The organism is Pseudomonas sp. NFIX49 (assembly GCF_900115915.1).
Classification (GTDB): Bacteria; Pseudomonadota; Gammaproteobacteria; order Pseudomonadales; family Pseudomonadaceae; genus Aquipseudomonas; species Aquipseudomonas pharyngis.
Map to the genome: position 1 here is coordinate 93,992 of NZ_FOYE01000006.1, position 14,492 is coordinate 108,483.

At 59.7% G+C, this 14,492-nt stretch carries 13 protein-coding genes; 4 read left to right on the forward strand and 9 right to left on the reverse strand.

Going from position 1 to position 14,492, the window contains the following annotated elements; translation table 11 throughout:
* Positions 1–8 precede the first annotated feature (8 nt).
* The 4 genes from BMZ46_RS18190 (at position 9) to BMZ46_RS18205 (ending at position 3,500) form a co-directional block, all read left to right on the forward strand.
* Complete coding sequence (locus BMZ46_RS18190; protein ID WP_074690588.1) at positions 9–425, forward strand: RidA family protein; 417 nt, start codon at positions 9–11, stop codon at positions 423–425.
* Positions 426–515: 90 nt separating this feature from the next.
* The gene (locus BMZ46_RS18195; RefSeq protein WP_011334150.1) at positions 516–1,178 is read left to right on the forward strand and encodes a TetR/AcrR family transcriptional regulator; all 663 of its coding nucleotides are present in this window, start codon (positions 516–518) and stop codon (positions 1,176–1,178) included.
* A gap of 181 nt (positions 1,179–1,359) precedes the next feature.
* Positions 1,360–2,844: a flavin monoamine oxidase family protein gene (locus tag BMZ46_RS18200; protein WP_039768474.1), complete on the forward strand. Its 1,485-nt coding sequence runs from the start codon at positions 1,360–1,362 to the stop codon at positions 2,842–2,844.
* On the forward strand, positions 2,844–3,500 hold the full coding sequence (locus tag BMZ46_RS18205) for a c-type cytochrome (protein WP_074690587.1): 657 nt from the start codon (positions 2,844–2,846) through the stop codon (positions 3,498–3,500). Before BMZ46_RS18200 ends, BMZ46_RS18205 begins: the two co-directional genes overlap by 1 nt.
* Before the next feature lie 90 nt (positions 3,501–3,590).
* Here BMZ46_RS18205 and BMZ46_RS18210 read toward each other — a convergent pair whose 3' ends face one another.
* From BMZ46_RS18210 to BMZ46_RS18250, 9 genes are all read right to left on the reverse strand, one after another.
* Positions 3,591–4,253 carry a hypothetical protein gene (locus BMZ46_RS18210; protein ID WP_074690586.1) on the reverse strand — a complete coding sequence of 221 codons (663 nt, stop codon included), beginning with the start codon at positions 4,251–4,253 and terminating at the stop codon, positions 3,591–3,593.
* 39 nt (positions 4,254–4,292) lie between these two features.
* Positions 4,293–4,949, reverse strand: a complete 657-nt coding sequence (locus BMZ46_RS18215) for a c-type cytochrome (protein ID WP_074690585.1) — start codon at positions 4,947–4,949, stop codon at positions 4,293–4,295.
* 9 nt (positions 4,950–4,958) lie between these two features.
* Positions 4,959–6,431 carry a flavin monoamine oxidase family protein gene (locus BMZ46_RS18220; protein ID WP_011334155.1) on the reverse strand — a complete coding sequence of 491 codons (1,473 nt, stop codon included), beginning with the start codon at positions 6,429–6,431 and terminating at the stop codon, positions 4,959–4,961.
* Positions 6,432–6,621: 190 nt separating this feature from the next.
* Positions 6,622–7,989: an NAD(P)/FAD-dependent oxidoreductase gene (locus BMZ46_RS18225; RefSeq protein ID WP_074690584.1), complete on the reverse strand. Its 1,368-nt coding sequence runs from the start codon at positions 7,987–7,989 to the stop codon at positions 6,622–6,624.
* Positions 7,990–8,000: 11 nt separating this feature from the next.
* The gene (locus BMZ46_RS18230; RefSeq protein WP_074690583.1) at positions 8,001–9,239 is read right to left on the reverse strand and encodes a thiolase family protein; all 1,239 of its coding nucleotides are present in this window, start codon (positions 9,237–9,239) and stop codon (positions 8,001–8,003) included.
* A gap of 13 nt (positions 9,240–9,252) precedes the next feature.
* Positions 9,253–10,812, reverse strand: coding sequence for an AMP-binding protein (locus BMZ46_RS18235; RefSeq protein ID WP_039768480.1), 1,560 nt, complete (start codon positions 10,810–10,812; stop codon positions 9,253–9,255).
* 10 nt (positions 10,813–10,822) lie between these two features.
* Positions 10,823–11,956 (reverse strand): saccharopine dehydrogenase family protein, encoded by a 1,134-nt coding sequence (locus BMZ46_RS18240; protein ID WP_074690582.1) that lies wholly within the window; start codon positions 11,954–11,956, stop codon positions 10,823–10,825.
* A gap of 56 nt (positions 11,957–12,012) precedes the next feature.
* Positions 12,013–13,296: an acyl-CoA dehydrogenase family protein gene (locus tag BMZ46_RS18245; RefSeq protein WP_011334160.1), complete on the reverse strand. Its 1,284-nt coding sequence runs from the start codon at positions 13,294–13,296 to the stop codon at positions 12,013–12,015.
* A gap of 244 nt (positions 13,297–13,540) precedes the next feature.
* Entirely contained in the window at positions 13,541–14,485 is a 945-nt protein-coding gene (locus BMZ46_RS18250) for a WD40/YVTN/BNR-like repeat-containing protein (protein WP_074690581.1), read from the reverse strand.
* Positions 14,486–14,492 lie beyond the last annotated feature (7 nt).

Consider the following 14,492-nt stretch of genomic DNA (forward strand, 5'->3'; position numbering starts at 1 on the left):
GCACCGCCATGAGCACTCAAGACCTGCAGCGTCAGTCCTTCAACCCTGGTCACACCCAGGCGATCTACGACAACTTCCACTTTTCCCAGGCCACACGCGTCGGCAACATGATCTGGGTGTCCGGCCAGGTCGGTATCGACGAGGCCATGGTTCCAGCCGAGGGTATCCAGGCTCAATCCCATCTGGCGTTTCAATCCTTGCGGACCATTCTCGAAGCTGCGGGCGCAAGCCTGGTCGACGTGGTCGAGCTGATGACGTTTCATACTGATCTGCAGGCCGAAGTGCACGCCTTTGGACAAGTAAAGGACGAATATTTCCCTGAACGTTATCCAGCCTGGACCGCTGTCGGCATTTCCCAACTGGCAATGCCGGGCTTGCGCGTGGAAGTCCGGGCCGTCGCGGTGATTGGCAGCGGTCGAATCTGAACGATTGCATGATCGCGACGTGCCAAGCCAAAATGGCGTTCGCAGCCACTGTCGACTCAACGCCTTCAACCAACGGAATCACTTTCTCTCATGCATGATGCTCAAGCGCCTTCCACGGATAGTCAGCACTCCATTGACAGTGATTCCGCGCCCGCTCCACGTCGCGGTCGTCCGGTAGGTAATCGTCTGGAAAAACGCGGTGAACTGTTGACCGCAGCCATCGAAGTCATTGCCCAGGAAGGTTATGCCGGGACGTCTCTGCGCAAGGTCGCCAGTCATGCCGGGTGCACCACGGGGGCCGTGACCTATTACTTTGCCAACAAAGAAGAAATGATCACGGCGGCGGCGCAGAGTCTGTTCGACGAGTTCGACCATTTGCTGGATGCCGGTCAGGAAAAAGTCGATGTCAGGGCAATGATCGAGCAGTGGTTGAACCTGACTCAAGCCAACGACTCGGCGCGCTGGCTGGCCTTGTTTCAGATGCTTGCCCACGCTCGGCACGAACCGGTATTTGCCGACGTGATCCAGAAACGTTATTCGCGCTTCCGCGAGGATCTCGCCAGCATTCTGCGCAAGGGACAAAGCCAAGGCATCATCCGCAAGGACATTGCTGCCGATCTGCTTGCCGATCAGCTCAGCGCGCTGAGTGACGGCTGGATGATGATGCTGCCAATCGAGCCAGAGCGATTTGAAGCCAAACGCAGCAAGGCCTTGATGGATGCGGTCATCACGCTGATCAGCCCCGCTCGCTAAACCCTGCCCTCCAGCATCAACAAGGTTCGCTTCATTTGCGCAGCGAACCCTGCTTGGTCACGCCCGCGTTACGCTCATACCCACGGTTAACCGACATCGCGCCGATTTCACTTTGCTGAATTCCTGATCCGTCATATATTCACATAACATCTGTGATTATAAATAGAAAACGGAGGTGAAGATGAGTGCGGATCTCGATCAACTGTCGACGCAATCACGACAGCGACGGTTGTTATTGCAAGCGATCGGAGGCGCAGCCCTCGCCGGAGGGCTGGGTGTCACCGGGCGTGCGATGGCGCAAATCGAACCTGTAGATACCTCGATACTGGATGTGGTGATCATTGGCGCAGGGCTTTCCGGGCTAACCTCCGCCAGAGACCTCCAGGCCGCTGGCTGCGAGTCTTTTGCCGTGCTTGAAGCCCGCGACCGCGTCGGTGGTCGCACGCTGAACCATGATCTGGGCAATGGCGTGATCTCCGAAGCCGGTGGCCAATGGATCGGACCGGGGCAAACGTCGATCGCCGACTTGGCCAGACAGCTCGATGTCGCCACCTTCCCCACCTACTACAAGGGCAAGGCGGTGTATCTGATGGACGAGGTCAACATCCAGGAAGATCTCAGCGACGGGCCGAATTCCAATACAGAAGTCGTCGCAAAACTGAACAAGCTCGCCGAAGGCGTCCCCAGCAAAGCGCCGTGGAAAGCCAAGGACGCGGCTGAGCTGGACAAACTGTCGGTCGGCCAGTGGCTGGCCGGTCAAGGCATCAGCAACGTCGACAAGATCGGCTTCAACATGTCCGTGAGCCTCACCTTCGGTACCACGCCGGCCGGCATGGGACTCCTGCATTACCTGGCGATGATCAACTCGTCGGACTGCCGCCTTGAAAAGCTCGAAGGGGTCCAGGGCGGTGCGCAGGAATCTCGCCTGGCTGGCGGCTCGCAAATTCTCAGTTTGAAGATGGCTCAGGCGCTGGGAGATAAAATCCGGTTGGCGTGCCCGGTGCGCAAGATTGTCGGTTGGGATCGTGATGTCGTCGAGTTGCACACCGATCAGGGCATCATCCGCACGCGGCAGGTAATTGCTGCGCTGAGCCCGGCGTTGTGCAATCAGATCCTCTTCGATCCGCCCCTGCCGTCCGGGCGTGCCGAGCTGCAGCGGCATTGGCCGGCCCATGCACCGATGCGCAAGACCGTGCACGTCTATGAGCGCCCGTTCTGGCGCGACCAAGGCCTCAACGGGCAGATTGTGCCAGTGGAAGGTCCGCTGATCTGGGCCTTTGACAACTCCCCGGCGGACGGCAGCCTGGGTGTGCTCAGCGGCTTCGTCAGGACCGGCCAATTACCCCATGACCCGAAAACGGCGCAGGACATCCTGTCGGCGATTTACGCCAGCGCCATGGGCGAACAAGCCCTGCACCCGATTCAGTTTCATGATCTGGACTGGGGCAAGATCGACCCGTGGAGTTTGAGTTGTATTTCCCCTATGCCCCCCGGTTTCTGGACGCAATGGGGCGAGTACCTGACGCCGGCGGTCGGTCGCCTGATCTGGTCGGGTACCGAGACTGCGGAAATCTGGGCCGGGGCAATGGACGGTGCGGTCCGCGCCGGACATCGCGCGGCAATGGAAGCGCTGCAGGCGTTGCTTCAACCACGGAGGAGCGCCTGATGAAGCGGACTGTGGTGTTTGGAGTCATCACCGTGAGCGCGGCGTTGGCCGGATCAATAGCGATTTACGGGCCGGAACTGTGGGCGGGCTATCGTTTCATGCAGGCCGTGGATCAGCACGACGCTGCATACCAGGCCAACGGCGGTGCGTGGCCACAGTTGCAGGACACCTGCGCACTTTGCCATGGCGCCAACGGTCAACCCCGCGATGCTCAATACGCAGCGCTTGCAGGGCAGCCTGCGGCATACATCGAAAACCAGTTGCGCGCGTTTGCCGAAGGGCGTCGCCACAGTGCCCAGATGCAGCCGCTGGCGGCCAATCTGACCGACGAGCAGATCAAGCGCCTGGCCAGTTATTTTGCCGAACAGCGACCAGGCGTGACTGAAGTCCCGGCCAAGGATGATGCGCTGGACCAGCGCGGTCAGCGTGTGGTCGCCGCCAATGGGTGTGCAGCCTGCCACGGTGAAAAACTCACTGGCGGCCCCCTGGCTCCGCGTATCGCCGGACAAGGGCAGCTTTATCTGAGCGATCAACTGAGCGCTTTCAAACGTGGCCAACGCATCGATCCGACGCAGGCCATGAATGCCATGGCGGGCACCCTGTCAGATGAGGACATCAAGGCCGTGGCGCAGTATCTGGCCAAGCTGAACCCTTGATCCTGCCCGGGCAAGGATGCCCACCGCCCTACCCTGCATTACGCAAAAAAGCCGCCAAAACGGCGGCTTCGAGCACTTCAACTATCCTCCTCAGCGCGTTTGCAGAACTGCCATTGCGCCCTTCGCGCGCTCCAGCGCGCAATACGCGTAATACAGGTGCACCAGCAGATAAGCCCAGGTCGTCAGTGCTAGCACGTAGAAGTTGAGCAGCACATTGCTTTCGTCGCCGGGGATCTTGTAGAAATCGTAGATGCACGCAATGGTCAGTGAGGCGAGCATGCCAATCATCACACCGATCGCGTGTAGCGACTCTCCGACATTTGCAAGGCGTACTGCGAAATACACCAGGTAGACCGAAAACATCACCCACATCAGCACGTAGAAATACGGCAGGAGCGTGACCAGAACCTTGGTCGAGATCAACGCGAGTGTGCCCAGCAGAGCGCCGGCAAACATCATGAGCTCCTTGCCCATCGAGGGCTTGTAGGCATGCGTTACCGCCATCAGCCCGAGCACCGTAATAATCGGAATCCCGAAGGCTCTGGAGAACGCGTCGCAGAAGTATGAAATCAGGTACGCATGTTCCGATCCTGTCAGGAAAAAGATCAGGAAGTTTGTCGCGGAAAAGGCAACCACAAACCACTCCAGAGCCAGTAGCAGGTTTCTCTTCTTCAGAAACCTGATGCCAAAGGTCAGACCATTGGCAAGCAGCAAGAAACAGGCAAGGCACAGCACAATATTTCTCGGTTCCATAACGATAGCCTCGGTACAGCTGACAGAAAATTTGATGGGTTAGCGGGATTGAGAAACCAGTGCAGCCAGGTAAGCAGCAATTGCCTGGCGCTCCTGCGCTGACAGCGCCGCTGCAATGGCTTGCATCGCGCCACTTGGCTCAGTGCGCTCGCTGCTGGCAAAAGCGTTGAGCTGGGCCAAAAGGTAGTCCTGGCCTTGTGCAGCCAGGCGCGGGAAGGTGTCGTGGCCCATCAGTTGGGCACCATGACAGGCGGTGCAACCTCGGGTTTGCACCAGTTGTTTGCCCTGGTCTTTCAGCCCCTCGTCAGGGCTGACAGCCGCATGAGCAACGACCGATTGCCGGGCGTAGAACTTCGCCAGCAGATCAACTTCATCCGGGCTCAGGGTCATCGCCAGCGGCCCCATGTTGGGAGCGAGCCGTTGCCCACTTGCAAAGTTGCGCAACTGGGCAGACAGGTACGCGGCGGGTTGCCCGGCCAGGCTCGGATACGTCGGGTTCAGCGAGTTACCGTGGCTGCCATGGCAACCGGTGCAGGCATCGGTCAGGTGTGGCCAGTTTCCGCGTTCGGCCTGATAGGTCTCCGTGGAGGTCGTGATGTAAGTCTGCAGCCGATATAAGTCGAGCAGATCACGGCCGAAAACCACCACCAGCACCGCAATGAGCGCGATGACGCCAAGCGCTATGTTTTTTTTCATTGCCGCCTCCTATGCCCGACGTAACGCGTTGAGCACCTGCAAGGCACTATGGCGTCCGGCGCGCACGGCGCCGTCCATGTAACCTGCCCAGATGTCGGCGGTTTCGGTGCCCGACCAGAACAGATTGCCGCACGGCGGACGCAGTGCCTCGCCATGTGTCGACCAGAAACCGGGAGGAATCGGCGACACGCACGTGATGGTCCACGGGTCGAAATGCGCCCAGTCGTGATCGTGGTAGGAAACCGGCTCAAGCGCTGCGTCCCCCAGGGCGCGTGCATAGATTTCGGTCTGCACACGCTTCGCGGCTTCGGGGTCGGTGGGGGCTGCGGCATTCAGAATGAATGCATTGATCACGCCGATTTCGCCGTTTGGCGGCGAGTTGTCGTAGGCCCAGATGACTGGCCCACCGACCTGAATGATGTGGCCGTTCAAGCCCTTGTCACGCCAGAAAGGCCGCGGGTAAACCATTGCGGTCTTGCGTGCCGGCGAGTGCGCTGGCCAGGCCCGCTGCAGGGCGGCGCGAGCTTCGGGCAGCGGTGGATCGAATTGCAGGCGTTGGCACAGCGCGGGATGAATCGCCATGATCACCCGGCGGGCGCGGATCTCGCCCTGATCCGTTTGCAGTCTGACGATGTCGCGGTTCCAGTCAGCAATTTTGCGCACTGGGCACGACAAGCGAACCCTGTCGCCCAACAATTGCGCCATTTTGCTGCTGAGAACCTGTGAACCGCCGACGATCCGCGTGCCTTGCGCGCTGTCCTTGATCGAATCGAGCCGCATGTATTCGCTGCCGGCCGAATTGATCATCGACAGAAAATGCAAGAAGCCCATCTTCGCCGGCGTGACACCGCAGGTCAGGAGGAAGCTGGCATTCCACCCTGCGCGATCTTCCGGCTTGATGTTTTGCTGAGCGAGCCAGTCGCCCGCCGAGAGCTTGTCCAGTTCGGCCACCCTGGGGGATTTCCATGGCGCACCGCACGGCACATCACGCGACAGCTCGCTGAGTTTTGCCGAGACGCTTTCGTCGGTACCGAAGGTGCCTTTCAAATCGACAGCGACACGTCCATCGCCCCCGAGGATCACGGTTTCCCCGTCATAGAAACTGGGAAAGGTGCCGACCTCAAGCTCACGGGCCAGATCCGCTACGGCGGTTTGTCCTGGACCGATCCACTGACCTCCGGCTTCGGAGATGTAGCCGGAGCCCAAGTCATGATTGAGGGTGCGGCCGCCGACACGATCACGCGCTTCAAGCACCAGCAGCGACTCACAGCCTGCCAGATGCAGATCACGGGCGGCGGTCAAACCAGCCAGGCCGGCACCAATGATCACCACATCAAATACATCGTCCGAACTGTCCTTTTGCAGCGCATCGGCGGCATTGGCCAGGCCAAGGTTCAAACCGATCGATCCTACGGCGGCGGTTGCACCGGCCAGTTTGAGTAATTGTCTTCGCTTCAGATCGGGAGGGGCGTCAGTACTCATGTTCGATGCCTCACATCACGTTATTGTTGGATTGAACGCCCGTGGCCGAGCGTGGGTGCGGCAGTAAAAAAGTGGTGACGAGAACGCAAACATTCGTTTGTCTTTCTGCAGGCGAACGCCTGCCGGCCCCAGGACTCCAAGGTCAGCTTCACCACGGAAAATCAGCGTGTTGGTTCTATAACCTCAACCGTCAGACATGAGGGTGCACAACTTTGCGGTTGGTGTATTCGTCCAGCAGATGTGCTCCCTCCAGCGCCACATTCACGGCGCACCACTGCAGCGGTTCGGGCAGGGTTTTCGGAGTTTTATGCCGCAGCGCGGCGAGCAGCGGATGCTCGATACCGCCGATTCTTTCTGCCAGCAAATGGCCGATCAGCGACTGCGAGGCGACACCGTGTCCGGAGCAACCCGCGGTGTAGAGAATGTTGTGGTGGGACCCGGTTTCGCCCACCACCGGCAACGCGTCGTAGGCCATGCTGACGTAACCACTCCAGCACGCTTGAATGCCGACACCGCGTAACGTCGGGAAACGCACGCCAAGGTTGTCTTGCAACGCGCGGTAGGTCACCTCATCGGGAATGTTCGGGGTTTTCGAGCCGTAGGCATAACCCAGCCGTTTGGTGGTCATCAGCAGTGTATTGCGTGCGGTCAGGCGATGGCTTTCCATCACCAGGTGCGGCGTGGTCAACCCTTCCCGCCCTGCCCAGCCCAGCGATGCCAACTGCTGTGGTGTCAATGGCTCGGTTTCGACCGCCGAAACCCGAAACGGTACGACTTTGTCGCGCAAAAGACCGAGCTGCGGCGTATAGGCATTGGTGGCCAGCACCACTATTGGCGCGCTCGCCCGCCCGCGTGGCGTCCGGCAGGTGATCGTCGGCCCGTCGGAGTACGACTCAAGCGTGGTGTTTTCATACAGCCTCACACCCGCCTGGAGTGCAGCGCGGCGCAGGCCCATTACGTATTTGCCAGGGTCAAGGGTACCGCCGTGGCGTTGCAGACAGCCAAACAGAAAGGCCGGTGGAATCCCCCGCGCGCGCATTTGTGCCTGATCCAGAAACTCGGTTTGCGAACCCAATTCGTGGCCCACGGCCATGCTTTTGCGCAGCCTCTTTTCTTGCGACGGATGGATCCCCGCCCTGATGATGCCCGAGGCGTTGTAGTCGCAGTCGATCCCCAGTTCGCGCAGTCGACCTTCGACGTAGGCGACCGCTTCGTCATAGAACCTGACGATATTTTGCGCTTTTTCCTTGCCGACACGTTTCAAGAACAACTCGAACTCAATGCCGATGCTCCCGCCCAGATAACCGGCATTCCGACCGCTGGCACCGAAACCGGCAAACTCCTGCTCGAGAATAATTACCTTCGCTCCCAGCGCCGTAAGCTCCAGGGCGGTGGACAGCCCGGCGAAACCGGCACCGATCACGATGACGTCCGCGCTTACATCGCCTTCGAGCTCTGGCTGCAGATCAACCGGACTTTCGACCCAGCCACCCAACCGACGGAAATGTCCGCCTGCAAAATGGCGTTCCAACTCTTGTGCTTGATAGGCCATGGACATGTGATGCGCTCCTATCGACTCAGGATGTGAATAGCGACTGCTGCTTCCTCGACACCTTGAAGACCGCCACCGTTTTCCTGGATGGCATGCCGCGCGCCGTGGACTTGACGCGGCCCGGCCTCCCCGCGCAATTGGGTGACCAACTCGTACAACTGCCCGATCCCCGTCGCGCCAAGTGGATGACCTTTGGATTCCAGGCCGCCGGAGGTATTGATCGGAAGACGGCCACCGAGAGTGAAATCGCCCCGTTCTGCACAAACCCCACCCTCTCCCAGCGGTGCAAGTCCGAGATTTTCCGACTGGATGATTTCCCCCATTGCCGAGGCGTCGTGTACCTCGGCCACGTGCATGTCCTGCGGGCCGAGGCCGGCGATTTCGTAGGCTTCACGCGCCGCCAGCAGGCTGACGTGCTTGTGCGGCTCGTCGAGCCCGCGCAGGGTGAAGCTGCGGATCACGCTGGCGGCGATTCGCACACAACGTTTTGGATCGGCACCAATGCGTTTGAGTCCCGCCTCGGTGCAAAGGATCGCGGCGGCCGCACCGTCGGACAGCGGCGCGCACATGGGCAATGTGATCGGATAGGTAATTGGAGGCGCCGCCAGAACTTCTTCTATGGTGAAGGTCTTGCGAAATTGCGAATAAGGGTTGTGCACCGAGTGTTGATGGTTCTTGGCACACACCGCCGCAATCTGCCGCTGAGTGGTGCCATAGGTCTTCATATGCCAGCGACACATGGCAGCATAAATGGCCATGAATTTACTGTACGGACGATCGGATTCCGAGCCTGGCGGCACCACGATGCCCTCGCCCATTTTCACCAGCGTCGCGTAGTTTTCCTCGGCGGTGGAAACGTCCCAGCCGGTTTCGAACAGGGCCAGCGCCCGCGCCTTGTCCGGCACGTTCATTTTCTCCGCGCCCAACGCCAGGGCCACGTCGGTAGCCCCCGAGCGCAAGCTCTGCACTGCCAGATGAACCGCAGTACTGCCCGAGGCGCAGGCGTTTTCGACGTTGTACACCGGCACCCCTTCGAGGCCGATCTTGCTGCACAGCACCTGCCCGGGAATCGACAGTTGTCCTTGCAGATGACCGTTGGTGATGCCGGCGTAGAACACCGCACCGATATCAGCGCGCAAGGCGCCGGAGTCAGCGAGTGCGCCCTGCAAAGCTTCCAGCGCTAGATCCTGGAGACTGCGTTCCAGGTGGCGACCGAACTCGGTCATGGCAATGCCGGCGATGTAAATAGGTTCCATCAGATCGTTCCCCTCAGATACGCCGGTCAACGTTTTGCCAGTAATGGGCACGCAGATCTTTCTTCAGCACCTTGCCGACCGGGCTGCGCGGCAATGCATCAATGAAATCCACGGTTTTCGGCGACTTGACCGAGCCGAGCCGGCTCTTGCACAGCTCGATCAACTCCTCGGCGGTGACGGTAAGCCCGGCGCTCAACTCAACCACGGCTTTCACGCCCTCGCCCCATTGCTCATCCGGCACACCGATGACCGCGCAGTCCTGCACCGCAGGATGACTCCACAGCACTTGCTCGACTTCGCTGGGATAAACGTTGAATCCGCCGGAGATGATCATGTCTTTCTTGCGGTCGGTAATGTGCAGGTAGCCGTGCGCATCCACGTGGCCGATGTCGCCGGTGTGCAGCCAGCCATCAATGATGGTTTCTGCAGTTTTCTGCGGGTCCTTGTAGTACCCCTTCATTACCAGATCGCCGCGCACACAGATTTCGCCGGTTTGCCCCTGGCCGAGGATGTCCCCGGCGTCGCTGAGGATTTCCACGCGCACCAGCGGATTGGGCCGGCCCACCGAAGACAGACGCTCGTCCGATGCCAGGCGTCCACCGTGCAGATGCTCGGCGGGCGGCAGGTTGGAGATCGAGGCTGGGGCTTCAGTCTGGCCGTAACCACCGGCCATGACCGGGCCGAAGGTCTCGATGGCTTGCTTGAGTTTGTCCACCGACATCGGCGCCGCGCCGTACAGGAAATACTTCAGCGAACTGAAATCGACCTTCTGCGCCAGATCCGGCACATCCAGCAGTCGATAGATCACGGTCGGCGGCAAAAAGGTTTCGGTGACCTTGTACTTCGGGATCATTGCCAGCATCAGCGCCGGATCCGGTTTGGTAATGATCACCACCGTGCCGCCCCGCGAGGTGCACGGCAGCGACAGCGTGCCAGCGGTGTGGGTCATCGGCGCCGCCGCCAGGTTGACTGGCGGATGGTCATCCCCGTAAGGGAAATTGATCATGAAGTGTGCGCAGAACGTCTGGATGCTGCGATGAGTGTTCATCACCCCCTTCGGCAGCCCGGTGGTGCCGCCGGTTGGCGAGAGTGCCACGACATCGTCCAGTTGATACTCGACCTCCGGTGCCGTGACCGGCTGACCATCGATCCAGGACTTGAGCGACGGTGCCCCCGGCAGGTGCTCGTCGATACAGATCCACAGACGAATTTTCGGCAGGCCAGGACGCAACGCGTCGATGATCGGCGCGAACTCTTTCTGGAAAAACAGCACTTCGCAGTCGAACGCGTCGAGCACGTGACGGTTCTCTTCGGCGCTGTTGCGTGCACCAACAGGAATCCAGCAAAGGTTGGCGCGCCATAACCCCAAGGTGCAGGTCCACGCCACTGCATCATTGGCAGACCAGATGGCGCCCTTGGTGCCGCTGGGCAAACCGGCTGCCAACAGTGCGTTGGCGATCCGGCATGACAGGTTGCGGACTTCGGTAAAAGTGAACACCCGATCGTCCTGGATATACGCCGCGCCATGCGGATTGATCCGCCAGCCACGGTCAAAGAAATCAATAATCGCCATGTCAGTCACTTCACAGTTGAGTAACGGTTGCGCGGGCCAGACCACGTTGCTCGAGGAAGCCCAGCAGATAGCGATGACCGAAGGCTTTGGAGGCCGAAGCGAAACCTGTCTTGGCGGTGTCGTTATTCAACAGCTTGACCACGGCCGCAGCGTGCAAGGCGCCAGTGGCGATGTAAGGCGTGATGCCATGCACGGTTGCACGCACGGCCGTCAGTTGACCGCGACCGATAGCGAAGTCGACGGTGCGTTGCAAGGTGCTGCGTTCACGCGGTGGCATGCTTGGAGTGGTCGATTGAACGAGGCTTTGAATCACCGCGTCCTGCTGCTCCTTAGGCAAGTGCTTGTATTCCGCTTCCCACTTCTCACCCAGGCCGTGGACCATTTTCATTACCGGGTTGTCGTAGAAGCCGACACAGGACATGCAACTGCGGACACGGCCATCATCCTCAAAGAACACCGGCAATGAGGTGCCGCCCCAAGGCAGGCAAAACACCGCTTCCAGCAGATCGGGACAAACCACATTGAAGCTGGCGTTCGGTGCATAAGGCACGAGTTCCTTTTCCCACAGGTAGGCCCCGGGATAGCGGACGCCTTCGAAGATGGTCGCCGTTGAACCGACGGTCACCCCGGCGGCACCGGTGCGTGGGCCACGAGTCAGTGTGGCGGTTTCCAGCGAATCGACGCCCGGAGTTTCCAGGGCCAGCTCGGCGGCTATTTCGGCGTAGGTGTACATATATGCCAGCGATGGCGACAGCAGCAGACCGGCCTGGCGATACAGCTCGCCGAACTGATCGCGCAAGGCGCGAATGTGCGCCTGCTCTCCGGCCGGATCCAGATAATGGCAGCCAGCCTTCAAGGCCGCCTCAACGGCGGTCAGGCCAAAATTGATGAATGGGCCGACTGTGTTGCAAACCACGCGCGCGCCTTTGAATACCGAAACCAAAGCCTCGACCTCATGTGGGCACTCGATGATTTCGTAGGTCGCCGACTCCAGACCGACAGCGCGTTGCGCCATCATTTCCTGAGCACGAGCAGCGTTACGAGCTACGGCGGTGAACGGGATGTGCTGGTCGATCAACCAATCCATGATCAGCATGCCGGTGTAACCACTGGCGCCGTAGACAACTACTGGATATTTGGCCATCGGGATTTACCTCATTTGTTGTTTTTGGATGAGTGATGTCGGGTGAATCTGCAGAGTCAGTTGTTCGCCCAGCCTTCGGCATACAGCTGCTGGGCAAGCAGCCCCAGTCGCATGGTCAGGACCCGGTTTTCGCCGTCCTCGATCAATGACGACTGGGTGTCGCGCAGCAGTTTTTCGATCGGGTATTCGCGCGTGGTGCCATTGCCGCCGAACAGGCGGAAAGCCTCTTGCACAACGGCCATTGCCTCTTCGGTCACCGTGACCTTGGCGGAGGCTGTGGCGTACGGGTGGGTTTGCGGCGACAGGCGCGCGAAGCTCAACGAACGTCGGGCAACCGCACGCGCTGCCTCGACCCGACGCAACATTTCGCCGAGGCGCAGACGGGTCATCTGGTGATCGATCAATGGATGACCGCCCTGGCGGCGCTCATGGCAGTACTGCAGCGCCATCTCGAAGGCGGCACGTGCGACACCGGTGAACACCTGACTCATGTGGGTGCCGGCGAAGGACCAGGAGGAGCTGACAGCACCGTAGTACTGGTCGCGCTCGGCAATAGCGAAGCGACGTGGCACTCGTACACTGTCGAAGTAGATTTCGCCTTGGGGCAAGGAACGCTGCCCGATCTTGTCCAGGGGCTTGCCTTTGGACACGCCTTTGAGGTCGAGGGGGATAATCAGCGCAATACCGTGCGGCCGGCCGTTCTCATCGTAGAAACCGTCGCCGTAATCAGCGCACATCAAGCCCAGTGCAACCTGTGCAATGGCTCCGTTGGAGACCCACGCGGAGCTTTGGCCATTGAGGATGACTTCATCGCCGACCACTTTAGCGGTCAGATTGCCGATATTGCCGAGCTTACCTGCCGGCCAGTCTCGCGCCATGTCGAAGATCTGGTTGTCGCTGCCACGATCAGGTTGAGTGGCCATCCAGCAGCCGATCCGGCCTTGGCAGAGTTCGACCAACTCGGCATTGCCAGCGGCGATGGCCATTTGCAGAGGGAAGTCGGCGCAACCCAGCGAGACAGCCAGGCCTGCATCGCCCCAGCCGAGTTCTTCGCCTATCAGAGATTCGATCCGCACTGCCATTTCCGGCGGTAACTGCGCCAACAGTGCCGGGTCAAGACCGAGCTTGGCGAATTCGCCGAACAACGAATAGTAAGGCGAGCCCGGGGCAACGACTTCTTCCGGGGTCATCCGGTCCAGCTCTCGACCCAGCGGGCGTAACACCTCTTTGGCGAAGCGGTGGACGGAGGCCTGTATTGCAGCCTCCTCTTCTGTCAGCGGTGTTTCGAATCCGGAGAGTCCGGCGGCTGGCAGGGTAAGTGTCGACTTGAGCGAGATCATCAGAGTACCTCCATCGAAATCGCAGGTCGCTGCGCTTTGCAGCGTTCTGCGTCTTGTTATTTGCAATCGACTCTAACAAGCAAAATTATTTAACGCAACACTTGTTATGTTTATTGTTCGAAACGTAAATGGCAGCCTTCCAGGCACGGAAAATCCGGCCGAAAATCAGCAGAGTTCTAGATGTTTTTTCGCGCTGAAATGCCGGAAAGCGGGCTGGCACCTGTCTTCCGACATATCGATGGCATCAGCGTTGAGGGACGACGCCTCGCCGTGAAAACAGAATCGGTGAAGTGTCACTGTTGAGCAGGATCGCGGTGAGAGAAACACCGTCGCTACTGGATTGCTCGTGAAAACTGCTCCCACCGTCGTCACTGCGAACCATCAAACCGTCGAGTCCTACCGCAATCACTGCTCGCCCGGAAACATCTATGGCTGTGACTGAACTCTTGCTTTGCAACGGTACGCGCTGCCAGTTCGAACCGTCTGCAGAGCTGTGCAACAAGGTGCCGCGTTGCCCGCCCACCAGCAGTGAACCGTCGCCAAGCACGGCCCCTGTCCACAACGTGCCGCTGTAGCCCGTATCCAGATAGCGCCAGTGTTTGCCCTGGTCATCGGAGCGCAATAACTGGCCGCGTTCCGCAGTTGCGTACAAATGCCCTGCTCCATCGGCAAACAGTCCCATCAGATTCAAGTCGGCACGACTCGCTCCGGGAGGCGCATCGATTTTTTGCTCGATCCAGGTCTTTCCGCCGTCATCGGTTGTCAGCACCAGCGACCACAGCCCTACCGCGACACCCTGGATCGGGTTGAAAAAGTGCACCGCAAACAATGGCCGATCTTCTGCACTGGACAAGCGTTGAACTTGCCAATTCTCACCTCCGTCCCTGGTGGCGAGAATTGCGCCCCAGTGGCCGACAGCCCAGCCCTGTCTGGCATCGACGAAGGACACACCGGTCAAAGGCGTGGACACCGGTACGGATGTCGCTTGACGGAAATGCTGGCCTCGGTCGTCCGACAGCAACACCACCCCGTGATCGCCGACGGCAACGGTCCGCTCCCCAGCCCAGGTAACACTCAACAGCGTGGCGGCACTGGCGTTGGCAGTTTTTGCTGCAGGTACGGTCGGCAAGGGCGAAGCCTGCGATAACGCCGATAACATTAGAACGAGTAAAGCAATCAGATTTCGCATCGGGATC

Bases quoted from the DNA above. Each gene is read 5' to 3' on its own strand.
- BMZ46_RS18190 (WP_074690588.1), top strand. From the start codon at position 9: ATGAGCACTCAAGACCTGCAGCGTCAGTCCTTCAACCCTGGTCACACC.
- BMZ46_RS18195 (WP_011334150.1), top strand. From the start codon at position 516: ATGCATGATGCTCAAGCGCCTTCCACGGATAGTCAGCACTCCATTGAC.
- BMZ46_RS18200 (WP_039768474.1), top strand. From the start codon at position 1,360: ATGAGTGCGGATCTCGATCAACTGTCGACGCAATCACGACAGCGACGG.
- BMZ46_RS18205 (WP_074690587.1), top strand. From the start codon at position 2,844: ATGAAGCGGACTGTGGTGTTTGGAGTCATCACCGTGAGCGCGGCGTTG.
- BMZ46_RS18210 (WP_074690586.1), bottom strand. From the start codon at position 4,253: ATGGAACCGAGAAATATTGTGCTGTGCCTTGCCTGTTTCTTGCTGCTT.
- BMZ46_RS18215 (WP_074690585.1), bottom strand. From the start codon at position 4,949: ATGAAAAAAAACATAGCGCTTGGCGTCATCGCGCTCATTGCGGTGCTG.
- BMZ46_RS18220 (WP_011334155.1), bottom strand. From the start codon at position 6,431: ATGAGTACTGACGCCCCTCCCGATCTGAAGCGAAGACAATTACTCAAA.
- BMZ46_RS18225 (WP_074690584.1), bottom strand. From the start codon at position 7,989: ATGTCCATGGCCTATCAAGCACAAGAGTTGGAACGCCATTTTGCAGGC.
- BMZ46_RS18230 (WP_074690583.1), bottom strand. From the start codon at position 9,239: ATGGAACCTATTTACATCGCCGGCATTGCCATGACCGAGTTCGGTCGC.
- BMZ46_RS18235 (WP_039768480.1), bottom strand. From the start codon at position 10,812: ATGGCGATTATTGATTTCTTTGACCGTGGCTGGCGGATCAATCCGCAT.
- BMZ46_RS18240 (WP_074690582.1), bottom strand. From the start codon at position 11,956: ATGGCCAAATATCCAGTAGTTGTCTACGGCGCCAGTGGTTACACCGGC.
- BMZ46_RS18245 (WP_011334160.1), bottom strand. From the start codon at position 13,296: ATGATCTCGCTCAAGTCGACACTTACCCTGCCAGCCGCCGGACTCTCC.
- BMZ46_RS18250 (WP_074690581.1), bottom strand. From the start codon at position 14,485: ATGCGAAATCTGATTGCTTTACTCGTTCTAATGTTATCGGCGTTATCG.